Raw genomic sequence first — 24,787 nt, 5'->3', positions numbered from 1 at the left:
CTCCTTTTATCACTGGGGAATGTAAGTATTATGATGATGTCTGGAAAAATCACAAATTTGTTTTTGTTGATAAAAACGTTGAACCATTTGATAAATTAAAAGAGAAGGGAGCACACCATTTTGGTTATGCTCCCTTCTCTTTTTAAAGCACTTCTAATTCTTCATGTCGGTAGGGTAATTCAATCTCACGTAAGATTGGTACCTGATTCCCTGCTGTTTTTAAAAGCGTTTTTACATATACAGTTTGAATTGGTTGGAAAATATCTGTTGAAAAATCAAACTTCTCCGTTAGTCCTTCATCAAAGTACAATTCATGTTTTACAGTGTAATCATTAAATGATGGACATCCAACGGGTACTGTTACCTTTGGCGTGTTTACATTTGTAAAACGACGATCTGTCCCTTCTAAAGAGAACTTTGTTGTGAATTCCGCAGTATCTTGGGAATATTCACGGTATTCAACAACGATATCTTGGAATCCATACATAAAAATCCGTTTGTTATCATGCTTAAACCAGTAAGGTTGTTTTACTTTAATTTGTAATTCTGTTACTTGTCTTCTTGGGAATGAGAATACTAACTTACCAGATTCAACAATCTCTTCTGGAATTTCTGTATTGTTTACCTTTTTAATTGGGTAGGTTTCAATACGCCTCCACTCTCCATTTTGATTCTTATATTGAATATCAAGAATACTCATAGAGTACTCCGGAGATGGATGGATAGTAATTGTGTTTGTATAAATGTTATTAGAAATATTTTGTGGAATTTTCACATGAATTAATCCATACACTTCTGTTACGCATTTGTTTTCGTTTAATTCAGATTGACGAACCCAAAATGAGTTCTTGTCTCCATCAAATGCTTTAGTAATACCACTAGAATCTACTGCATAGAACTTGCGTTGTTTTGTTTCTTCATCAATTGGCTCTACATCTGAGGACTCAAATACACTTACTTCTAGGTTCCTAGGTAATATGTATTCCCCTAAGTCGTTCTTATAAGCAATCTTATCATGAGATCTAACAACAACTGGGGTAACAATCCCGTGAAGTGTATCTATATTAATGGGATTATTTGCATTTGAGGAAATAATATTGCTTGCATGATAGAAGGACCGAGTTAGGATACTCTCCCCGTCTACACTGTTATTTTGGTAATCCTTTTCTAGCTCATATACCCGTCCTTCTAACTTCTTTAGACGGTTTTGTAAGAAGTAATTTTCACGTAAAATATGATCCATATTTTCAGAGATTGTGCCATCATGACTATTAACAATATCAAACAAATTTGTAATATCAGTCTGGATGTCATTACGTAGTTTATTAAACTCTTCAGAAGAGCTAGGCCCCTTGTTTAGATTCGGATTTCTTAATGTAATCGGGCGCATGTACTCACCTTCCCTATCGTATCGAATTAATTTTTTCTTCTAGTTCATCAACATTTGGTTTAATAACCATGTCGATAGATGAAGCTTGAATTGGTGTTTCATTAAAGTAATATATCTCAAGATCTTTTATTTCAACATTTTCCGCCTTTAACTCTTTCGGTTTTTCATGAACGTTTATATTAATTGATACCGATTCAGCATATTGGAAACGTAACACGTAATCGATAGTGATAAATTCATTACTTTTCGCTAAAGGAACCTTCCTTGTGTCACCATTCTTATCTGGTCCCATACGCATATTGTTCGAACCAAAGGAAAAGTCTGAAGCACCACCTGTACTTCTTACCTTCATTCGAATATAAAGCTTGTCTCCTGGTTCTACATAAAGAGTACTAAACATTCCTACTGGATCTAGCAATCCATTTGAAGAGAGCTTAATTGCGTCACTCACTGCTGTTTTTGTACAGCCATTTAAAGGGCTCCAACTATCTAATTCAGGAATAGGAACTGTTCGTGAGTAATCAATTTTTTGAAGTGTGGAAGCCGTAAATAAACTCGACTTCCCTACTTCCCGATCACCTGTCATGATAGAAATGAAATTATTGTACATTTCTTTTTTGTGTCCATCTTTATGTGTTGCTTCATTTCCTTCTGTAATGTTTCCTAATAATAAAAGGTCGTGGGCAGATTCAAGAACAAAATTCGTATATTGGGAAAGCTCAGTAACACCACGGTAACGAGCATTGGCTTTATGGAAAGAAGGTTTATATTTCTTTTCTATTTTCATCTCTTTGCCATCCCTTTCATTTATTTAAGCTTTAGATAGGTATTTCTCTTTAATACAGTTGTGTAAATTACCAACACATACGTTTTGTCATTTCTAATTGGGACAGTACTTACCTATTTTATTCTAAGACTTGTAACAAGTATGTCTTACCATTTCTTTACCCATTGATAACTCTTCACTAACTAAATTGTAATGTATATCGACGTAATACAGGTGTTGTATACTGCCCTACTGAGAATTGTTTCATAACGATTTTTAATTGAATATTTCGGTGATCTACTTCATCCACATAGTCATAGTAAAAATCATATGTTACACCCGGTAGTGAATGATTAACCACAATATAAACCTTTCCATCTTTCTCATAAAGGGCGTACTTAGACCAATCGTTGTTCTTTGTGTTATATCGTAAGTCGAATACAGATACCTTTTCCAGGAACTGACTTGAAGAATAACAATGAGTACTTACACGAATCGGATCAAATCCTAAATCAATCGTACAGTCCTTATTCAAATTCTGTACATACACCAACACAGTTAGATCATTCCATCCCTGTTTAAATTTGTAGTTTACATTAGTTTGAGAAGAAGGGATTCCTTCAAATAACTTTTCTCCATTTAAGAAGATGGCAATCGGTTCTGTAGATGATGGGATTGTAGAAAGCACTTGTTCTTTTCCTTCATAGAAAATACCCATTCCATAATACAGTTGCGTATGTTGTGTGAATTGTTCATCTTGTAAAATCAGTCCTCGATTCCCTTCCTTGATTGGTATTACATTTCGAACGATATCATTTGATGGCTTCTTCCAATCATCGAGAGAAGGGATATGGGTTTCACCAAAATTCTCGACTGTCTTCTGAACACTCCAAGCATCTTTACCCATATATAAACGCTCTGTTCGCGGAACGATTTTACGCTTCTCAATAGAACCTAATGAGTAGAATGCAACTCCATTTGCTTGCAGTTCAATAATCTCAGATTCTTGGCCACCGATATTCTTTCTAATGCCCAAGTTTGTTGGACTAGCATGAACAACATATTTAAAATCAATTAGGTTAGGTGCTTGTGCAGTATCCCTGTTAACAGGAGAAATCTGTTTCCAGCTCTCTTCCCTATCATCTACTCGTACAAAGTACTCGATATCCGTACCGTCCGGAATCTCTTCTTCTGTAACCAATGATACTTTCCCAATAGAGAATGTCTCATCTGTTTTTGGCGTAAGAAATTTTGTAACAACCTCTCCTCTTTCTGGATAACTTAATTGGAAAAATTGAATTTTTTTAACTCCAAACAAGTACTGATATGAATAACCTTCAGGATGGACAATTTCTTTATCACTTTCCTGTTTGCGAATCCAAATTCGCATATTCTTCATTTCTGTTGTCGGGAAATAAAAAGATACATTATTCCCCGTCTGCTTACCATCTGGATAATATGGTAAGTGGAAATAATTCAGTTCATCTAGCGTGAATTCAATATACACAGTAGCACTTTTAATTGTATGTAGGCTTAAATCAATTCGATTCAATACCTGTTTATCATTAAATTTGATATCTATATATCCATCAGCTGGCCCTTCCGTTTTAGACAACCATACTTCTTGGAATGTTTCATTTGTATTTACATTTAATGCTTGTTCAATCTTCCCTGAAATGGGAATCTTCTTAAATGTACTTACAGAACTCTTTGGCATAACGAACTTAATTTCACTAGCAGGATTAATTAAAAATGAGGTATTCTCCTGTTTTTTAAGTGTTATTTGATGATTTTTTATATCGATAGATACATTGTCTTCTGAATCAATTTTAGATAGGTCATCCAATGTATCAAAGATACTAGCTAAGTAACCTGTCTTTCCATATAGCAAAATTTTCTCTTTTAATTCCGATTCTAATCTTCTAGCTTCATACTCTAATCGATTCTTTTCTACTTCAAACCAATGAAACTTTCCCTTTAGCTGGTTATGAACAGCAATTGTATTTTCGTAAAGAATCATCAAATCTTTTTGAATTTTTTCAACAACTTCATTAAAAAAATCAGACTCAGCTAATTCACCATTACGAATACGCTTAAATGTATACTCAGGAGCACTTAATTCTTGATCTCTTAATAGTTTATTTAAACGAGAAGCGAATTCCTTGGATGTAGGAAGATTTCCCTTTCTCAGTTCTTCTTGAAGGATTTGGTTTACCGCTACAGTAAAACGTTTTTGACGAATATTGATAGACATCCCCTACACCCCTTTCTGTTCGGTAAGAATTTTTAAAGCGAAGTCTTCAACGAGTGGTGTTGTATGAAGAAGAGGTATTTCATCTTCTGTTGTTTTCTCCGGTCTCTTCATAATGATTTTTAACCTTACTTGCTTTGGAAGTTCTTTTAATTGAAGGTTTTGTTTGTAAAGAGCAAACGCATTTTCAATATCAGATTCGTTATCATTAACTGAAAGCACCTTTGCAGGGAACTTATCGTTTACTGGTTGCTGATGTTGTGGGGAGATTCTATGCCAGTCTATATCATCGAAAGAAACAAAGTATTGAATCCAATCATTGGATTCACTTACCTTCTCTTTGTATATAGCAGGAACTTTTTCATTTGCATATAGAAGTACTTTCTTAATACCATCTTCAAATAGAAATGGTTTGCTAATATATTCACTCGTTTCAGCGAATTCGAAACTCATAATGTCGATGTCTCGAACTCCTATAGCGTAACGCCAACCTTCAACAGCTTCTAATACCTTTTTAATCTCATAGTCGCTATTAATAGTATGGATGCCGTATTTTTCATCAACAATATTACTAGGCACCTCCTGTTTGCGAATACGTGTAAATGAAGTAGAATCTTTTTTTCTTCTATAGAATGCTTCTTGTCCTAATAATTCTTTATAAGAATTTGGTTGTTCTAGTACGAATTCAATATATTTTGCTTCTCTTGATGGGAAGCTCCAAACACCTTGGCCAGAAAATTTTGTTTTAGCAAAGTTTTCACTACCATCGAATAAATCCTCAGCTCGATAGCTTTGAGGTGTTTTATTGATTTCTTGGTTTAATACAAATTGGTCTTTTTCGAAAAGACCTTGGTATTCAATACCGTCATTAGACGTTCGAATAGAATATACATTAACTGTACCTGGGCTACCTGCAGCATGATAAGGATTTAAATTAATCCAGTTGATTGTCTCGTTCTTAGGTAATTGAACAACAATCTTTACACGTAGTAAGTCACCATGTTCCTTTCCCTTTGCCCATTCAACGTCGTAATAGAATGATTGTTTCTTATAACTTTCTGGGATATTTACCATTTCATATTCAAATACAGTATCCGGGTTTCCGTCGATTAATGCTTTTGGATCATCATTCTTAATTTGAGAAGAAACATACTGGTAATTTTCGAAATCTGAATCTGATTGAACTTTACGAGATAGAAAATAAGTTCCTGCAATTCCATTACCTTGAATAGCTCGAACTTTACTTCCTATGCTTCTATTTAAAGCATTTGTACGACGCAGTGTTAATACGCCTTCTTGTGTATGAATCATGCTTCTGTTCTCTACTGGAGTTAAAGCAGAATCCACATTATCGTAATTCGTAAACGATTCTTTTAAATAAACCGTGTTAGGGGTTGTTTCTTCAGTTAACATTTGAAGGTCTGATACGACTCCATTAATACTGCGCACGATAGATAAGATTCTATCTTTCTCACTCTGAGAATAATTAAAATAATCTACCAGGTATGTAGCAATGGTATTTAGTTCTGAGAATAAGATACCTAAGTCTTTCTCCATTTCCTTGTTGTTATCATAGTAATCCTCAAGAAAAGGTAGTTCTCCATACACAACTTTACGTGCCTGGAATAAAGGCTTACCTATACAAGATTGATACCTGTAAAAGATTTCATCTGCTAATTGAGATACTTCTTCTTTTGTAGCAGAACTACTTAATCGTATTTTCGCTTGCTCCAAAAGATATTCTCTTTGTTTCTCTAATATTTTAGATTCAATAACAGGGGCATTCATTCTTGCACCTCCCTACTTCATGACTTTAAATTTTAATTGGTAACTATCGACCATTGGCGTTACTACTAGTTCATCACCAACGTTTTTACGCAAAATAACTTTTAATCGAAAGTTTGTCACTAAGTAATCGTAGTGTACAACCACTGTAGCATTACCATGATTTGTTGCTTCATTATAATAAAGGTCCGATCGATTAAAGCTTTCTGTGAAAATAAGTTTATTCTTCTCTTGCTTATACTCAAATGTATTGTAAACAGAATCCGGAACAATGCTGTACTTATTTAAAAACACATCTTTGTTAGTTTTATAATCTGTACGGTTTTTTGTTGTAAATTCATTTTTGCTTGAATAAGAGATTGGGAAGAACTCTTTTTGTGTCTTTCCCCCTTCTACTACAATTGAACCATTCGTTAGAAATACATCAATTGGTCTGTAATCACTTGTATTCGGATCATAATTCTCTTCACTGTTCACTTGTTGATAATCAACATATGGATACTTAGACAGCTTAATTGTATTGTTATAATCAGTTCCATTTGGGAAAGACTCCACTTTACGAACCCTTTTAGAAAATCGATCTCCTACCTTAACTGTCCAAGGGTCAAATAAGTTTGCGTTTGGTACATAATCAATAGTGTAAATTGAACTATTATCATGAGGCACAGCCAACTGAATAGCAGCTCCTCTTTCTGTAAAGTACCAGTCACTCCTATTCATTAAAATATTATTGCGGTATACTCTTGTATTATCTTCATCACTAATGTCTGCATGGAATCGAAGTCCCGCACTTGAGCCACGGAAGAATAGCTTTTCACACTTCACATTCCTTGTACCTTCAGGAAGGATTGAAACCCAATCATTAAGTGAAGGATTTTCTTCTAATGAGATGTAGTATTCAATAGAAGTGACTCGATCTGTTGCCATCCCATTTAGCTCATTAAACAGCGGATGGTCTTCAAAGGTAGATAATGAAACCTCTACAATATTCCCCTCTACTTCAATTGGTTTTGTAACAAAAATTCCAGCTTGTTCATACAGAGAATGATTTAATTGAATGTTCTTTATTCCATACTGGTAAACATATTCTGTTGAACTATTTGTACGATTACTTGAACCAATTCCTTCTACGATTGGAGGAAGCGGTCCAGGTGTTGTGCTACTTGTAGTACTTTGACTTTGTAGTAAAGTTGTTTTTGGTTTACTTGCACTTTCAAAACTGTTAACCATCTAAATCCTCCTTTCTATCGTTGCTGGCTATCTAAAGATTTTTTTGCTTGTTCAAAATCACTACGGTATAAATTCATAGGGTCCGATGAAATAGATGAGTGACTTACATTAATGTTTTGGTAACTATCTAAGATTTCTTGATGCAGCTGAATACCAGATTTAGAAGAGAATAATTGGTCTACATATTCTCCAACTGCAGACTCATAAATAGATTGGCTTCTTGTTGAAGCTTGATCCCATAGCTCTGCTTTCATTACTTCTTCTTCCTTCATTGTTTGGTCTAGTAATGTGTAAGACTCTTGCTTAATGATTAAATAGAATGTCTTTGCAAATACAGGAGAGAAATGGAGATAGATCGATCCATTTGTTTGAACTGCTCTTGAAAGAGGAATTTCGTAAGTAGTCGATTCTTCATTCTGGTCAACTTGATACATCAATGAAAGTAACTCGATTGGATACTCTGTAAAGAAATCAATTAACAAATGATTTACGGTTTTAGGCTTGTCTAACGTGATTTTTAGCTTGGCCATAACACCTTTTCCGCTGACCTTTTCTGTTTCATCTACTACATCTGTTTCTAACGCGGAGAAGAAATTATAAAACTCATTTACTTCTTTAAGGGCGATTTCCGTTAAATCAATATAGGTCAAACTAGTACCTGTAAAGTCTGTTTCAAAATCATACCCATATGAAACAATTTTCTTTCCCGCGAATTCCCAAGAATAAGGATAGTATTCGATTTTATAAAGTAATCGTTTTAATACTTCCGTTAATCTTGGTCCAGCTTCTACAATCGGGCGATCATCAAGCTCAGCATGTTCATAATCACTATTAGGAGCAACTAGATAGATACTAAAATGCTCTTGTCGATTGTATGGGTGCATAAATGTCATTTCCCATAGTCCTTCAAATTCAGATATGGATAATGAATAATGTTGTTCAATATAAATGGGAGTAGGCATTCTCTTTCCTCCTTTCTATAGTTTTTTTATTTCCGTATAAGCAGGTGCATTCGTTTTAACTGCTTGCGCCCAATACGTTTCAAGTGAATCATCTATTGCATGTTCCAATGGATGGTTTTTATCTGAAATGCTATTTGGTGCTTGATACATAACTTCAATCTTTGCAGTTGTCGCCCCATTTGAATTTTGCATTGTGTTCTCCACTTCTCTGATAGGTAGTGATAAATAGTGTTGATGAAAACTACGATTCAATGATGCGCTTTGTAAAGATTTACCGTCGCGGTCTAAGAATAAATGTGCATATTGATCATGATCTGTTTCCATGTACAAACTCTTTTCTTTTTCTTCAAAACCGTATGTCTTTACGACTAAACCATCTTCTCCTTTTGCTTTTAGGTTTAATTCCTCAACACGAGTAGAAAGTGAGTCTACTTCTCTTTTTACATCATCTAATGTTCCTCGAAGAATTCTGTCGTAATTCGCAATTACTTTCTCAATAATAAGATGTGAGTTATAAAGTCTCTTTAAATCCAGAGCTACATTCGAGTGAATTTGGTTAAAATGTTCGGCATCTACTTTTTCACCCGTTGTCGTAAGAATCGTAACCTTTTCTTTTCTATTTGCAAGTTGTTGAATAAGTGCTTCGAACTCTTCTTTTGTTATGACTTTTACATCAAACAAATCCATATTTTCTTGTAATAGCTGCTCTACTTCTTTACGATCATAATTAGGTAGAACAGATAAATAATTATTCAAATATTCCATACCTACACCTCCTTATGTTGGATATAAACCCAAGGACCTGCCTGTTCACTATATCGATTTCGTATCCGAATAGCAGGACAAGCACTATCGATGGTTGTTTGTTGAATATAAATCCATTCTCCTTTTTCGTTTCTTATTCTCATAGGAGATTTACCTATCTCTAAAGCAGAAGCTAAGATTTCTTCAATTCTTCCATATTGCATTTCGCTGTAATGAAAATGGCCATATTGATTTGTCTTAGTGTTTCGTTTCATAACAGGTTCCGCTTTCACTTGGAATGCATTTGCTTTTGGAGTTTCCTGTCTGGTCTCTTCTTGAATATAAACCCAAGGGGATTTTTCGTCTGTTGTAATTGAACGAATTCGGATTCGTACCTGTGTCATTCAGAAACACCTCCAAAATATAATAAGAGGGAGCTATTGCTCCCTCATGAACGTAACCATTCGTATATGACCAGTCAATATATAAGTTATTGTTATGCTACGACTTCAGCTTCTACTATTTCTTTTGTCGGAACCGCAGGTGGCGCAGGGGGTGCTGCATGTCGCATCATTTCTTCCTGAAGCTGCTGCTCTTCGATAGCTTTTTGTTTTAGAAGTGTTTTGTATTTAACATTTTCACTGATTAACGTAGTAATTGTTGCTTCATATTCTTTGATTAGTAGATTTACATCTAAATTTGTTGTATTCCCTTGTTGATTCATTTTGTCTTTCCTCCTATTGAATATTTGGAACATATTATTTTCTGAACAAATCATAAGGACTACTTATTAAAATATCAAGCTAGTTGTGTTGGTTTTTCGTCCCACTGAATAGCATTTACTTCTTCAATAGTTGTACATGCCTCTATTCGTGGCTGAAGTACATTTCTTAGTTTAGATATTTTCGCATCCTTTTCTTGGTACGCTACAAATGCAACACTCATAAACTGCTCTCTATTTAAAGTAACTCTATGGGGTGTATCACCTTTCCATGCAGTCCACTCAACTTCTGTCATAAGACCTTCATTAAATAATGCTAAACTACCAATGAAATTAGACTGTGCTTCTGTATCAAAAGAGAATGTATATGTCTCTGAACCAACAGAAGCATCAAAGTAGCCTAAAATATCTTTATTGCATGCATCATTTAGTTGATTGAATTTAACTGCCTTAACATCTTTTAAAACAACTTCCATATCTGCACCCTCAACCCACTCATTTAAAGTTTCATCAAATCGGGGTTTGTAATAACTTTCTTTCCAGCAAAACTTAATAATTCTTCGTCCTGCAGATAAAGCTTTTTCTATTTTGTCCTCTGACATTAAGTAGTGCTCAATCACATAACCTTCCTCATCTACTTCCCAACATGGTAATCCCATATCTATAGAGGTAAGTGGAAAATCATTAACAGGTTCTTCTATAATAGGCTCCCCTATAATTCCTACTTCACCTACGACTTCAATATTTTCTAAACTTCCCATAAACAACCCCCCTTTTATTGTCGAGCTAGAAACCTAACTCCATTTAGAGAACAGAACTCATGAGCGCCACCCTGCATTACAACAGTTCCATCTGCATTTATATCAAGACGGGAGTTACCATTAACACCATTAATAGCATTAAAGATAAGTGTTGTTTTTGGTCTAAATCCAGCAGGCAATTGAAATGCAGACCCAGTAGTACCGCTATTACCTCTTAACAATCCCTGTAACACAACAAATCCTGCAGCGTCTTTTGTATAAGCAACCGGACCAAAGGCACCGTAATCCTGCCAACCATTCGTGAATGCTGTAACTTGTGTAAATGGCCTACTTGTTGCTTCCGTGTATCCACCACCATTCGCACCAGTCCAAACTATTAAAGGAATAGAACCATTTTTATCGCTCACACTCCAGGAAGCATCGGTTGAATGTGTAGCTGCATCTCTAACCTTGATGTTCCCAAATGAATCCATCATCATTCCTGATGCGTTTAAGAAGTAAATTCCTCTACCTCCAGCAATATTAAGGTTTCCATAGTTTGTTACGTTACCAGCACCGTCTACTTTCCACCTAACAACATCACCAGTCCCGTGAATTTCCAATCCATTATCTGCGCCAGCACCTGTTCCACCAGTACGAAGTCTTGCGATATTATTAAGGAAGTTTAATGAGATTGATGCTGCGGTATTACCAGGGTTAGTTGCAGCAAAACCACCTGTTGCAGCAACTTCACCGTTTGCTCTTACCGTAGCTCTTCTTGCACCATTTCGAGCGAACTGTAAATCCCCTGTAGCGTTTGAAAGATTATCTGGTGAAACTACAATCTTCCAATTGTTTGTAGGGTCTTTCCATTCTAGCCCTTCTCCACCACCTGGATCAGTGATTGTAATATGGTTTACGTTTTCGATGTTCGTATTACCCATGTCAATTATTCCACCAACAATTAAGTTTCCAGTAATTTTTACATTACCACCAACATAAAGTTTTTCCGTAGTTCCTGCAAAACCATTAATACCTACCCCTCTTTGACGGATAGATAATGCAGGTGTAAATGTAGGAATAGTAACTTTTAGGGTAACATCATTTGAACCATTTAATATGTAACCTATTGAATCACGAACTACAACAGAAATTGTCGCAGTATACGAATCAGCAAGAGTTGTACTACTTGTTACTGTGTAAGACTCTGTTCCGGAAGTTATAGTTGAAGTTCCTTTTGTATATCCTGATGGCATTGTTGAGGTATTTGTAGCTCCTGCTAATGAAGTATTAGGAGTAATACTAACTTTGAAGGTTGCTTTACCAACTATACGAGATAGTTCACTTGAAGTAACACTTGGCTTTTTGTAGTAGTGAAGATCTACTTTTTGGGTTTTTGCAGAAAGTTTCGATGCGTTACCTATTGTTTTAGCTTCTATAAAGAAGGAAACATTTTTCTTACTAGTTAATAAACCGACTTCAGTGTGGTTGAGAGTTGCTGTAGTTGCGGCAGTAACAATACCTGTATTTTTAAGAACCCATAATGCTTCTCCTTCTTCCATTATTATGTCATAGCTACAATTTCGGCCAAGCATGTCCTTGATTGAGCCGGCAATCGAAAGTGAAAGTGGTTTATATTCAGGGAAGATATAGTTTACTGAATTTATTGAGTAGTAAGAAGTGGCTGCTATAGATACACTAGGAGTTCCATTTACAGGAGCGTCTATTCCTAAATTGAGTGGAATAGCTACTGTTTCAGTTCTCGATGAGCCTTTACCATTTGTAGCAGTTACCTGTAAATCAATGGTTCCTTTGTAGGGGTTTGTATCTGAATGGGCAGCCCCATTTAGTGCTGCAGCCTTTAGATTGTCTAGCGTCATATAAGTACCGCCCGTACCATTGTTTGCATTGATTGTAATGTTCCCTGGAGAAACACTAGTTGTTCCATTAATAGTTGTGTATTTACTTGATATCCCACTAATGGTGTAACTTATTGAAGAACCCAAATTGTCAGAAGCAGCTCCAAGTGTTACAACAAAAGTTCTTGTATTGTAAGTAACATTAGCACTAGAAGTTAATGACGGTGATTTTAATTCATTTTTATTTACTGTTGGAGAGTAAATAAACCCAGACATCATTTCGTCTGTTCCTACACGGTTCTTTGCCAGCACAGCATATCGAACCGAGTTTGCACCTGCTCCTGGAGCATCATTAATAGACGTACCACTTATAGCACTATTTACGATGGTCCAGTTTTGACCATTAATACTTCTTTGTAGCTCATAAACAAGAGTTCCGTTTGCACCTGATGCGCTTGGCCAGCTAATATTAAAGGAGCCTGTCCCAAGATTTTCTCTATAATAAGAAGAAACCACTGTTGAACCATCCCTAATGGTAACAGAGCCACCTAATGAGGGAGTCGTAGCATAAACGGAAACAGGTACGGTTCCTGATTTACCTCCGACATAACCTGTTGTACTACTTGATGTTCCACCAAGTTGTGACGTTGCTGAGAATGTGTATGACAAGCTAGATGTTGCCGCTGATATTCCAGATACAGTTACGCTGATTGTGCTAAATTTAGCTCCTGCCCCTTTTGGGAATTTACCTAAAGCAGCAAAAGAAGCAGTAGTACCACCTATATTAATCTTAGGATAAACAAGTGCGTTAAAATAATCGTAAGTTTGGTTATCTAACCTAGCCCAACATGTAACGCTATATGTAACTGAATTTGCAGAACGACTTGTCTGTTCTGCATAAACTGTATAAAGCATGGTCGGGTATGAACCCGACGCCAATGCTGAAAATAACTCCATATGTTTTACTCCTCTCTTAATTTATTTATCTACTAAATGAATACATAGTCTATACCCTTATTGCCGGAATCTGTAGACTTTTTCATACGTAAGACGTTCGTAATCTCAATATCGTCCCTAGCAATAAAACTACCATCTACTCTAACCGATGTATCACCAGTTACGTTTTTAAATATGAAATCATCACCAGATGAACCATCTGATACAAATTCTAAAGCTGTCGTTCCCTTTAATGAGAAGCTTTTCATTCTGATTGTATTGTTTTTGTAATCAATTCCGAAATCGTTCGCTCCGAAATCGAGTTTTTGATTAGTGATATCTATCGTTAAGAAGTTACCGAAAGTCGTTTTTGTATTTAATTCTACTGCTGATTCTCCAAGAACAACTTTCTGAATCTTTGAATCATCAGTAAGGATGATTTTTGCATCACCTTTTATTAAATTACTATCTTGAATTGAGATATTTCCTACCACTACTTCACCAGAGAATGTTCCTGTGAAGTATCCTTTAGTCGCTTCTAAAGTACCATCTGAGAATACTTTGAATGGAGCAGTAGATTTATTGGGGCCTGCCCAGAACCTTAAATCTTTACCAGTTCCGCCAATACTACTTAATAATCCACCAGTAACAATAAAAGAATCTGTTGGTGCATTGTAGTACCCTAATTCAATATCTCCACGGAAAGTAGCAGCATTGAATTCAGCAGAACCATCGGCATCAATCTTCCAACCTTTTTTCTGTCTTTCATATCCAATAGATTGAGAGGTACCAGATGTAGATAGGTTACCATTTGTATCAATATGGAAGGTCTGTTGACCTGAATCATTGTATACTTGGACATCTCTAAAGTTGGCGTATTTTGCTTGAATTGTTCCTGTTTTAATGTAGTTACCGTCAATAACCGTAACTCCATTTGTGTCGTCTTTAGTAAATAGGTTCGACATAAAATTCTTTTCATCTGATAAAGGTCTGTAGTTCCCATCCATATCTAGATAAAGCGGCTTTGCAGGGTCATAACCCGGTTGGTCAGAGTTACTAATCTTGTTTCCTTTTGAATCAAGTGCCCATCCAGAAGCAAAATCAGAGAAGGTTACTTTACCTTTTAAGTTGATATTTTTACTTACTACATCAATAGCTCCTGGTGTGACAGACATAGAAGAAGCAATATCAAGTGCTTTAATGTCTCCATTTGGAGTTACTACTTTTCCTATTAATCCATCAGTATCTTCATTAGCAGGATTCCAAGCTGTCAACTTTGATCCTTCTTCTAACTTAACACCAGTAAACCAATAGGTTCCATTTGTACCTCCACCACTTCTACCGATGTATACCTGTGCGGTGTTTCCTTTTGCGGTAAAGGTAAAGTACAACTTGACCCATTTATTTTTACCCGCATCACCTGGATCCATAGTTGCGCCTGGATAACCTGATGCACCATCATTCACTTGGATAATTCCTTGCCCAGATGAAGATTTCACATAGCAAGAAGCAGTATATTTTTTACCACTTTCAACAGAAAGCGTTTGGTATAATCCTTGGTTTGCTCCTGTTGTTGTAAATTTAACTGCTTTATCAAAACCAGGCAAGTCTGTAATATCTTCTACCTGTTTTACAGAAGGAGATCCCCAGGTTGTCCAACTTGTTGCATCTGCAGTAGAGAAGCGAGAGTTTAAAACAATATTACGTCCACCATCTGTTTTTGATGGGTCATAACCATCGGCAAACATTGAGCTACTATTAATATAAACTGTACCATTAACAGTTACTTCCCCTGTGTTGGTAATTTCTAAAGTAACAGTACCACTATTGTTTGTTACTCTTAAACGTCTTGCATCGACTGATTCCGCTTTTACAGAGTTAGTTTTAAGTTTGCCACCATCAATAACAGTTACTCCGTTTTCAATAGTAGTGATTTCATAAGCATCTATTTCTTGTTGTGTAGGTTCTCTAAACACAAGTCTGTCAAAGACAATGTTCTTAACTTTGTTTGTTGTAGAACCAGAGTAGTTAGCAAGTAAATAACCAGCCATAGCTGAATAGCCAGATAGATTGTCTGTTGGTCTTTTCATAACTGCTCGAACCGTATACCACTTACCTAATGTTGGAGCAGATACTACATCTGAAAGATGAATTGATGCCCTAGAAGGACTCATTCCATTCCAATCTAATAAGACACACGCTCCTGTTATTGAACCACTAACTAACATAAAGTCTAACTCAACTACATAGTACTTGTTATTTGGAAGGTTTGGGATAAAGTATCCTGTTGTAATTTGTGCTCCTATTTGTGCAGTATCTGTTGGAACATCAAATCTCATTGCGCTTCCAGTTCTTGTTAGAGTTGTCTCCTTTGAAACGCTTGAACTAGTCCATGAACCAAGTCCAGCAGGGAAGGCCTGAGTCCAGTTGGAGAATGTTGAGTTTACAACTACTTGTCCCTGTTTCAATGCATTGTTTGCATTATTTGCTGCGTCTTGAGCTTTTTTATCCGTATCAGAAATAGCTTTATCGATATCTGCTGGAGCTAACTCCCAAGATGTAGCAACGTTCCCCTCTTCGATTTTTAATGAGTTAACACGAATCCATGCATAACCATTAGAACCTGTCATTTCTCGTTTTGTACTACCACCAATTAAGATATACGCATTGTCGTCGTCACGATCGGCTTTAAATGTTAGCTTAACACTATAATAATTTGTGGCACTTCCTGTTGCGATTGGAGCAAACTTAGGGAAATCAGTTGTTTTGATATCACCTAAACGACGGTTACCTCCTTCTACCGTATACATTAAATACATGTAATCTAGTAAGTCACCCAATTCGCTTGTTGCAACGTTCATAGAAAGTGTATACTCTCGTCCGCTTTTAACTGCAAACTTTCTTCCATCACTTGCCATCCCGATTTTAGTATCTAAAGGAACAGGTAACTGAGTAGTTCCGTTTCTCGTTTCCATAAATAATGCTTTTCCTGTCGGCAATTGCGTTTGCACATAATGACCAACAGATCCAATACTTCCCCAACGGCTCCAACCAGAAGCATCTTTAAAGTCTGTTCCAGTCAGCATTTGAGTGCCGCCGATCTTCATATCATCGTATCTTTTATTTGCTGCATCGATTAAATCATTAATGTCTTGAGTAGCTAAGCTCCAGTCTGTTACCTTATTCCCTCTTTCTAATTGGAATCCAGTAACGAATCCTGCAGTTGCTACTGATGATGAATCTGCCCCAGCATAGACACTTAATGTACTGTCTTTTGCAACGAATGTATGAACTACACGAACCCACTTACCTACTTCCGGTTGGGATTTTGTATATGTCCATTTTACATTCGAGTTACCTTCTTGCATCTTAATGACACCAGTTTTAGTTAATTTAAACCAAGCTGAAAGTGTGTAGGTTTCTCCTATAGTTACTTTAACACTGTCTAATGCAAGACCATATTCACCATTTACGACTGATTCAAATTGAAAACCAGTTCCGAATCCTGCTAGGTCAACATCTACACCTGCCGTTTTTGTTCCACCAGCAGTACCGAAGCCTCTCCATTTACCCATTGTTTTGAATAAAGAGTTTGGAATTATATTGTTTCCACCAACTTGTATGTCTGTGATCATATCTGAAACATCAAGAGTCGATGGAGACCAGTTAACAATTCGGTTAGCCTCAGAAAACATAACATTTTTAACCCAGTACTTGTTAGTAGCTGTTAATTGAGCACCATAGATAAAGACTTTGAAATAAGCTGCTGAACTGATAGTAGGTTTCGTCTTGAAGAGTATCGAGATTCGTGTCCAAGTGTTTGCCTTAGCAACAGTCTCACTAGAAATCAATGCATTTCTTTCTATTGCATTGTTATTTCCGCCTGTATCAAAGAACCAAAAGTGCATTGGAGTTGTACTAGCTATTGTTGTATCTTCACTAAACATAATTTCTGTAGTGTATACATACTCTGTTCCTGCTTTAATTACAGGGACATTAACTGTATTAGTAGAAGCAATAGAACCGACTGCTTCTAATACAGAGAAACCATCCTTTTGGACAATGTTTAGGGATGTACCACCATTTAATACCCAACCATTTAGATTTCTAAAGTCTCCAGAGTTTCTAAGTAAATTATTACCACTGTTAAGTTGTCCGAGAATTGTATTTTCAATATCTTCCGGAGCAGGAGACCAGTCCATTGGTTTATTCCCTTTGTATAGAGCAACCCAATCTACAGTAGATAGTGTTGTGTTTTGAGGATAATTATATAAACTCAATGTTCTTACGTGTCCGGTTTTGGGGGCTATTGCTTTAAATGTTAGGTAAGTTACGCCACTTACATATGTTGTTGTGATATGTCCAATAATATCGGAACCACCATTCATCCAAATACCGAACTTTTGACCAGCCGGAACAGTACCTTTAATAACAAATGTGTACTCTTGTCCCACAATCCAATCCTCTGATAAGTTATACATCTTAATAAGATAATCTGTTGTTGAGTAATCCGTATTAGATTCTAATAGCAGGTTTTTACCACCTACAGAAAGCTTATCAAGATTATCCTGTACCTTAGCAATTGAATCATCAATGTCAGCTTGGGATATAGAGAAATCAGTAGCGACACTACCCAACTCCCCTTTTACATTTCTGATTTTAAATGTAAGGGGAGCACCAGTGTTATTAACTATCCCAATATTAGATTGGTCATATAACTCTGTAGTTGAACTATCTTTGTTTTTATAAGAGAACCAACATTTTGTCCATGTATTTGCTTTTATGTTTCTACCTGAATTCTTTCTTAATGCAACTTCATCGTTGTCATTCGTTCCAGATGTTGTACCAACAGGGAAGTTGTTAGTGTCATTATTCCATGTGATATCAACAGGTGAATACACGTCGAAGCTAACTGTGTACCAACTCCCAATAGGGATAACAGAAAATTTTTCAGTGATTCGCACGCCTGCTCCCCATGTTCCACCAGCACCATCATTAATTGTAAGAGTCCATGTATTTGTAGAATCATCAAATGATGAAGATGCTGCATTAATAGGAACTATTTGTTTTTTTCTAACGATGTTTTGTCCACCGACTTTTAAATTGTCGATTTTATCATTAGCTGTATTTGCTGAGTTATTAATTACATCACTAATCGCTTTCTTGATTTTTTCAGATTCACTAAAGTAAACGTTCATCTGTGTTTTGAATAAGTCCCTAGCAGCAGCTGAAGCAAATGAATATGTTGTGCTCATTTTTGCTAAAATTTCTGAAGCAATTTTTGGAGATGTCCCATCTAAATTTGTATAAGCGGTTGTATATGCAGATGTAGAAACACCAGCGGATTGAGCTAAGGCTAAAACTTGAGGGTATTCTGCCTTGATAGCTTCCCAATCACGACTTAATTGACTTTTTTCTAGAGGAGTGATCTTCATATCACTTGTCATATCAGCAATAGCACTCTTACTCGCTTCGGCTTTCTTGTCAACATCAGTAATTAACTTGTCAATATCTCCTGTACTTGGAGTCCAGTCGGTAGCTCTATTTCCATATTCTAATTTCCACTCTCTATAATCAACATATAAATCAGGTTGTGGTGTTGTTGGACTGGAAATAATATATCTAATTCCACCATACTGAGATAAATCACTTGGTAGAGTTACAGTTGAGTAAACTGTTTGCCATTCAGTTGTGATATTATATATTTTCCCATAGTCTAGGAATTTGAAGTCAGGCGTTCCAGTAGTTTTAAAGACTAGTGCCATCAAAGTCATATCGACATTCTTAGATGCCCTTACTTTATGAGATACCGTAATCTCTTTACCTGCAAGATTTTCTGGAATATCTGTGAATAGAATTGAATTGTATACACTAAACGTGACAGTATCTGTTCCTTTTTTAGAATTTTTTACTCTTAAAAACTTAGTATTTCCTTCTAATGTCTCTGTCACATCTATTGGGTAATTCGTAGCATGGTTTGATTGCATGCCAAAAAGCTGACTGTTGTCTATTAGATTTCTGACGCCGAATGAAATACTGTTAATCATTTTGTCTACAGCTTCTGGAGCCAATCGATAAGCCGTAGCTTTATTTCCCTGTTCGATTTGGATCTCCCTAAAGATAACTCCCTTACTTCTTGTACTCCCTGCCTTACCTGCATACATTAATACACTATTTGTATTTGCAGATTTCTTAGTGAATGTAAAGACAACTTTACCATCAATAATTGGAACGAACGTGTCGCTACCTTCAGGATAAGGGTATATGGAAATATGAGTATCAGTATCCGGTTCTTGAGTAGTAAATTCAACTTTAGCTGATACTGTGTACTCTTTATTTAATTCCATATCAACATAAAATCTTTCGTAGTTGTAGTTGTCGGCTGCATCTCCATTATTTCTTGGAGGCAACGTTCTTATATCACTATTTTCGATAATTAAATTTCGACCACCAATTTGAAGATTAGTAAACTTGCTATTTGCATCGCTTGCTGATTTATTGATTGAGTCATTGATTGCTTTCTTAATCTTTTCAGACTCGGCAAAATAAGAGCTTATCTTTGTTCTAAATGCATCTCTCGCAGATGCGGAAGCGAATGTATAAGTGGTTGTCATAGTAGCTAATACTTCGGCTGCTATTTTCGGAGTAACGCCATCTAGGTTTGTATAAGATGTCGTATAAGTAGAAGTTGTAACACCAAGAGCAGTTGCTTGTGCTAAAACTTGTGCGTATTCTGCTTTAATGGCTTCCCATTCTCTACTTAGTGTTGTTTTCTCTGACGGAGTAACCTTTAAGTCATTTGTTAGATCATCAATACCTGCTTTACCAGCTGCAGCATTATCTTTGATTGTGCTTGCATCTGTTCCGGCTATTTTAGAATCAGAACTAATAACTAATCCGTTTGCATAGATTTTACCGTCTAGGTTTGTATAGAACATCTTGTTCCATGTACCTGCATTGTTCTTCTCAATAGAAATACCTTCAGTTGCATTCAGGATTGTTCTAAAAAGACCATCACCTCTTACAACGACAATACCTTTATCAGTATTGATAGTAACACCGTTGTAGTCTTCTCCTGGTCTAATACTATTTGCTAGATATGTAGATGTTGCAACTGCTAATCTTGAAAGCTTTTCATAATAAGCGTCCCATTTAGCTGTCCATGTAACAGGATCAATTGTTGTATCCCCTGTTAACCAAGGTCTCGGAGTTAATGACTCTAAATATGTTTTTAAATCACTGTAGGCTGTTTCAAAAGCTGTATAATCCACATGAGTTATTGGAATACCTGAAGCTCTAGCTTCTGCTCTTGCTAAATAAACTTGTCCGCCTTTTGCCTTATCAATCGTTTCAAGAGTAGGAAGAGTTTGTCCAGAAAGAACATCACCTGTGATTTCCATTAGAATTAATTTAATATTTGCTTTTTCGCCTGAAGAAATGATACCGTCACTTCCTGCTTTATCAGCAAAATCTTTTAGTTTTTCTACGTCTTGATAAAATGATGGATCTAATGAGGAAATAGATAATGATTGTTCAACCCAATTAGTCCCGTCCCAACTACTTAATGTATTAGGATCTTTAGTTGTGTCAATCCAAAGTGCTCCTAATGAAGGGTCAGCGGGCGGTACATCTGATACAATCGCATCGTTAATATCAACCAGTGATATGTGCCCAGTTGCTAATACTTCCATATTCTTCCCTTCTTTCTGTTTTATGTTTTATTAAAAAAAGTAATAGACTACTTTGTTTTACCCAATCAAAGTAATCTATTACTTTATGGAATCGCAACACCTAATTATTAATAATCTCACATAGAAATGTTGCTCTTTGTTTTAAATCCTGTCTGGTAATTGGCACTTCTTTTAATCCTGCATGTGCTTGATTCCAAGGAATATCCTCATTACCATCTTTATCTACTCTTCTCCATAGAAACTGATTGTTTTGTAATTGGCTTGTTACGTCAGTAGAACCTTTGTACACCTGAGCCTTTAATGTCGTTGAAACAACACCTTGTTTAAAGAACATTCCATTTGTACTTATTATTTCTACACGATAAGGAGTTCGTTTTTCTATTTCTTGAAGAAGCTCACCAGGGCTATAACCTGGTTCAAACTGTGTACCTGGTCCAATCTGAACCATACCAGCTTTAATCCTTCCAGTAGTTATCTGTTCCGCATGTAATTCTCCTGTATAGAAACCATCTTCAGTCATAAATGAACCGTCACCAGTCCACTCAGTTACGATGTTTCCTTTTTGGAGCATTGGTCTACAGAAATAAGAATCTCCGTTTTTAGGATGATAGATTCGTAAACGAACTCTTGTCGTTCCTGCAGGAGCAGTTTCTGTAACACTAATACGTTGCCATATATTATTTCCTGTTAATATAGAAGTGGTTATTTTTGATGTGATACGAGCGGATTCATTGTAGTATTCGATTTCGACTCTAGGATGTCCACCATCATAAGCGGAGAGGTTTTTTGTGAGGACATATACAGAAGCAGAGTAGTTTTCTCCTACACTTGCGGGAATAAACTTAGAATATGCACTTGAATTTTGCAGAGGTTTTCCAGTGGTAAATAAGTGAAGGCTATTTGTGGTATTTAAACGAACAATTTCACTTACTTCAGAAGTGCTAAAGTTTGAATCGAGAGTCCAATCTATTTTTCCTTTTCTAAATGTTGCATTGGATACTAAGTTTCTACTCGTCATCTGAATAGAACCAGCAGTTACTTTGTTGGCACTTAATGTTTTGATATGAGCATCTGTGATACTAGCTTGTGCGATTTCAGCTTCACCAATAGCACCTTTCCCAATAACTCCACTACCTGCAACAATAGAGTTTGCTTGTAAGTGATTAGCATTAACAGATTTCGCTGCTAACTCTCTTGCTGTAATAGATTCCGCTACCAACTTATCAGCGGTTACTGTATTGGCTGCAATGTGTTTTCCACCATCAACTGCTCCTTTTTGGATTTTCGGATTCGTAATGGCCCCGTCTGTAATACCTTCTGAGTAAACACCCTTTTCATCGTACAGAACAGTTACTCCATCAGCACCACGAACACGTAACCCATAAAGGGATCCATCAGCATTAACATCACCAATAGATACACGCTCAACAGGTGTTTCTTGATTATCAAAAACTTGTAATCTATTACCTGTAATTCTTAAATGACCATTTGTTCCTTGTAGGGTAACTTGCCCAGTATCAATAGTACCTGCAACAATCTTATTAGCTACTAAGCTAACAATCTTTGCATCTGTGATACTACCGTCAGCAATTTGAGCAGAGTCAACTGTACCTTCACCAATAATCGCCCCATCAATAAAAGCATGTTTGATACTTGCGTTAATTGCTTCAATTACAGAAGCTTGTAATCTATCGAAGTCCGCACTACCTGCTGAGATTTCTAAAGCTTCAATTAATCCGGCTGAAATGTTTTCAGCTTTTAAAGCACCAATTTGTGCAGCATCGATTTTAGCTTGTCCTGCATAAAGGTTAATAGCTTCAACAACCATACCTTTAATATGACTTGCAGTTAACGTACCAATCTTTGCAGAGTCAATTACAGCAGTTTCAATGGACGCGTTAATTGCTTCAATTACAGCTGCCTTAATATGGTCTGCATCAAGTTGTCCGATCTTTGCTGAATCAATTACAGCTTCCCCTGCATACAAGTTAACAGCTTCAATAACTGCCCCCTTGATTTTATCTGCTGATAGTTCACCAATAACTGCATTATTAATTTTTGCTTGTCCAGCAGAAATGTTTGAAGCATAAATATTGATTGCATCGATAACATTTGCTGCAATGTGCTCTGCAGATAACTCACCAATAACAGCTGTATTGATTTTAGCTGTACCAATATAAGCATTAATTGCTTCAATGATATTGGTCTTGATTGCTTCAATGTTCAGTACCCCTGATTTAATAGATCCTGCGTCAATGTAGTCAATAACGCCACCATGTAAAAAGTTGTTTCCTGCTATTGCATCATAACCACCAGGACCATCCTTAGATACAGCAGCAGGTGAGTTGTTGATTGCCCTAATAACAGTATCCTTGATTGAATCCGGAGTTGCACCGCTTCCAGTTAATCCAGCAATTTTAGAATAGTGAATTAGATGATTATTGTCATTAATTGCATCAACAAGAGTTTCAATACCTTCAGAACCATAAATGGCACTTGCGAAATCAATTGCACTACCAGGGATTTGTTTATCTTGCCATGTGTAGATTGAAGGATTTAACCCTACCCCTTTTATGTAGCATTCGTTTTTTACTTTATCGAATACAAGACTTCCTTTAGAGAAAGAACGTGATGTAGCAGTTGCTTCTTCTACGTAGACTGGATTCTGCGCTTTCCATTTCCCTAACTCAAATCCATGAAGATATCTTTCTACCTTTTCATTTAAAGCATATCGACTCTGAGGAACGAGACTGTATCCATCTAAGTTGTACAGTGTAGATAACATTTTCCCGTATAGATAAAGCTTGTTGTTATCGTTACTTGCATCTGCTGTATCTTCAACGAAAATCTGAATTCCTCTTTCTTTTTGAGCTTTGTTTAAATTGAAAACAACGGAAGGAATTACCGTGGAATTATTTTTAGCACCATTTAAAACAAAAACATCCTGCGCCAGATAGATGTCGTCTTTTAATGTTTTAAGGTCTACTTGTTGAGGGTTGTTTTTATGAGGCTTATTAAATAATGTGGTTTCTATTTCACCAGTGATAACTGCTGCCATTCCTCTTTCATGAATATATTGAAGAATTTGGTTTTGTTGCGATCTGTTCCATCCACTTTCAAATCCAAAACTAGATAGTAACACTCCATGAAAACCTTTAGATTCGAACCATGTTATATCAGCCTCAATGTTATTTAAAACAACATTAGGATAGTTGATAATACCATATAGCATCGTTCCACTCTTCTTAATTTCATCTACAAAGAAATTAAAGTTAGTAGATTCTTCTTTATTAATCATGACATGGGGAATGTAACTAAAGGCATTGATTCGTTTTTCGATAGAATCATACGTGTTAATAGATGCACCTCTATAACCAACGAATAACGGGCTACCAAAATCAGATATGGTTGCCTTATCTACTTTTTTATTAAGCTCATTTGAAACTGTGCTTCCTAGTTCCTTAAAGTTAATGACACGTTCTATTCGTTCAATAGATTCCTGAAGTTCATTAACATCTTCAGACATGACGTAATCTCCATTGGGATCTCCGTCATACTGTGCATCCTTCTTACGGACAAACTCAGAATAAGGCACTGGGAAAATTAATTCCTTTTTCATACATTCACCTACTTTGTCTTTAGTATGTTTCTTTTATAACCATTACAAATTACTTTTGCCATAAAAACGGGACGGAATTATCCGCCCCATTGA

13 protein-coding genes are annotated in these 24,787 nt (G+C 36.2%); all 13 read right to left on the bottom strand.

What is annotated here, in order from left to right; all coding sequences use genetic code 11:
- Positions 1 to 142: 142 nt before the first annotated feature.
- The gene (locus HMPREF1014_RS07225) at positions 143 to 1,390 is read right to left on the bottom strand and encodes a hypothetical protein (protein ID WP_001247501.1); all 1,248 of its coding nucleotides are present in this window, start codon (positions 1,388 to 1,390) and stop codon (positions 143 to 145) included.
- A 13-nt stretch (positions 1,391 to 1,403) separates the two neighbouring features.
- Positions 1,404 to 2,177 carry a hypothetical protein gene (locus tag HMPREF1014_RS07220; protein ID WP_000687646.1) on the bottom strand — a complete coding sequence of 258 codons (774 nt, stop codon included), beginning with the start codon at positions 2,175 to 2,177 and terminating at the stop codon, positions 1,404 to 1,406.
- Between the two features lie 178 nt (positions 2,178 to 2,355).
- A complete protein-coding gene (locus tag HMPREF1014_RS07215) occupies positions 2,356 to 4,410 on the bottom strand; it encodes a hypothetical protein (protein ID WP_000026336.1) in 2,055 nt (684 codons plus the stop codon).
- A gap of 3 nt (positions 4,411 to 4,413) precedes the next feature.
- On the bottom strand, positions 4,414 to 6,195 hold the full coding sequence (locus HMPREF1014_RS07210) for a hypothetical protein (RefSeq protein ID WP_000993511.1): 1,782 nt from the start codon (positions 6,193 to 6,195) through the stop codon (positions 4,414 to 4,416).
- Between the two features lie 12 nt (positions 6,196 to 6,207).
- Positions 6,208 to 7,422, bottom strand: coding sequence for a hypothetical protein (locus HMPREF1014_RS07205; protein WP_000248229.1), 1,215 nt, complete (start codon positions 7,420 to 7,422; stop codon positions 6,208 to 6,210).
- Between the two features lie 14 nt (positions 7,423 to 7,436).
- A complete protein-coding gene (locus HMPREF1014_RS07200) occupies positions 7,437 to 8,384 on the bottom strand; it encodes a hypothetical protein (protein ID WP_001142991.1) in 948 nt (315 codons plus the stop codon).
- Between the two features lie 15 nt (positions 8,385 to 8,399).
- Positions 8,400 to 9,149, bottom strand: coding sequence for a hypothetical protein (locus HMPREF1014_RS07195; protein ID WP_000456147.1), 750 nt, complete (start codon positions 9,147 to 9,149; stop codon positions 8,400 to 8,402).
- Between the two features lie 2 nt (positions 9,150 to 9,151).
- A complete protein-coding gene (locus HMPREF1014_RS07190; protein ID WP_000195546.1) occupies positions 9,152 to 9,532 on the bottom strand; it encodes a hypothetical protein in 381 nt (126 codons plus the stop codon).
- 92 nt (positions 9,533 to 9,624) lie between these two features.
- A complete protein-coding gene (locus HMPREF1014_RS07185; protein WP_001075732.1) occupies positions 9,625 to 9,852 on the bottom strand; it encodes a hypothetical protein in 228 nt (75 codons plus the stop codon).
- Between the two features lie 74 nt (positions 9,853 to 9,926).
- Positions 9,927 to 10,610 (bottom strand): DUF4376 domain-containing protein, encoded by a 684-nt coding sequence (locus HMPREF1014_RS07180; protein ID WP_000535028.1) that lies wholly within the window; start codon positions 10,608 to 10,610, stop codon positions 9,927 to 9,929.
- A 14-nt stretch (positions 10,611 to 10,624) separates the two neighbouring features.
- Positions 10,625 to 13,405, bottom strand: coding sequence for a beta strand repeat-containing protein (locus HMPREF1014_RS07175; protein ID WP_009326652.1), 2,781 nt, complete (start codon positions 13,403 to 13,405; stop codon positions 10,625 to 10,627).
- Between the two features lie 32 nt (positions 13,406 to 13,437).
- Complete coding sequence (locus HMPREF1014_RS07170; RefSeq protein WP_000453383.1) at positions 13,438 to 21,075, bottom strand: phage head spike fiber domain-containing protein; 7,638 nt, start codon at positions 21,073 to 21,075, stop codon at positions 13,438 to 13,440.
- A gap of 100 nt (positions 21,076 to 21,175) precedes the next feature.
- Positions 21,176 to 24,694 carry an autotransporter outer membrane beta-barrel domain-containing protein gene (locus HMPREF1014_RS07165; protein ID WP_000711889.1) on the bottom strand — a complete coding sequence of 1,173 codons (3,519 nt, stop codon included), beginning with the start codon at positions 24,692 to 24,694 and terminating at the stop codon, positions 21,176 to 21,178.
- Positions 24,695 to 24,787: the final 93 nt, after the last annotated feature.

This window comes from Bacillus sp. 7_6_55CFAA_CT2, assembly GCF_000238655.1.
GTDB lineage: Bacteria > Bacillota > Bacilli > Bacillales > Bacillaceae_G > Bacillus_A > Bacillus_A cereus.
Note: the sequence above shows the minus strand (reverse complement) of the source record. Positions and strands in the feature narration are given on the sequence as shown.

Excerpts from the sequence above, each read along its gene's own strand:
- HMPREF1014_RS07205 (WP_000248229.1), bottom strand. The coding sequence starts at position 7,422 with ATGGTTAACAGTTTTGAAAGTGCAAGTAAACCAAAAACAACTTTACTA.
- HMPREF1014_RS07200 (WP_001142991.1), bottom strand. The coding sequence starts at position 8,384 with ATGCCTACTCCCATTTATATTGAACAACATTATTCATTATCCATATCT.
- HMPREF1014_RS07215 (WP_000026336.1), bottom strand. The coding sequence starts at position 4,410 with ATGTCTATCAATATTCGTCAAAAACGTTTTACTGTAGCGGTAAACCAA.
- HMPREF1014_RS07185 (WP_001075732.1), bottom strand. The coding sequence starts at position 9,852 with ATGAATCAACAAGGGAATACAACAAATTTAGATGTAAATCTACTAATC.
- HMPREF1014_RS07220 (WP_000687646.1), bottom strand. The coding sequence starts at position 2,177 with ATGAAAATAGAAAAGAAATATAAACCTTCTTTCCATAAAGCCAATGCT.
- HMPREF1014_RS07195 (WP_000456147.1), bottom strand. The coding sequence starts at position 9,149 with ATGGAATATTTGAATAATTATTTATCTGTTCTACCTAATTATGATCGT.
- HMPREF1014_RS07210 (WP_000993511.1), bottom strand. The coding sequence starts at position 6,195 with ATGAATGCCCCTGTTATTGAATCTAAAATATTAGAGAAACAAAGAGAA.
- HMPREF1014_RS07225 (WP_001247501.1), bottom strand. The coding sequence starts at position 1,390 with ATGCGCCCGATTACATTAAGAAATCCGAATCTAAACAAGGGGCCTAGC.
- HMPREF1014_RS07165 (WP_000711889.1), bottom strand. The coding sequence starts at position 24,694 with ATGAAAAAGGAATTAATTTTCCCAGTGCCTTATTCTGAGTTTGTCCGT.
- HMPREF1014_RS07175 (WP_009326652.1), bottom strand. The coding sequence starts at position 13,405 with ATGGAGTTATTTTCAGCATTGGCGTCGGGTTCATACCCGACCATGCTT.
- HMPREF1014_RS07190 (WP_000195546.1), bottom strand. The coding sequence starts at position 9,532 with ATGACACAGGTACGAATCCGAATTCGTTCAATTACAACAGACGAAAAA.
- HMPREF1014_RS07170 (WP_000453383.1), bottom strand. The coding sequence starts at position 21,075 with ATGGAAGTATTAGCAACTGGGCACATATCACTGGTTGATATTAACGAT.
- HMPREF1014_RS07180 (WP_000535028.1), bottom strand. The coding sequence starts at position 10,610 with ATGGGAAGTTTAGAAAATATTGAAGTCGTAGGTGAAGTAGGAATTATA.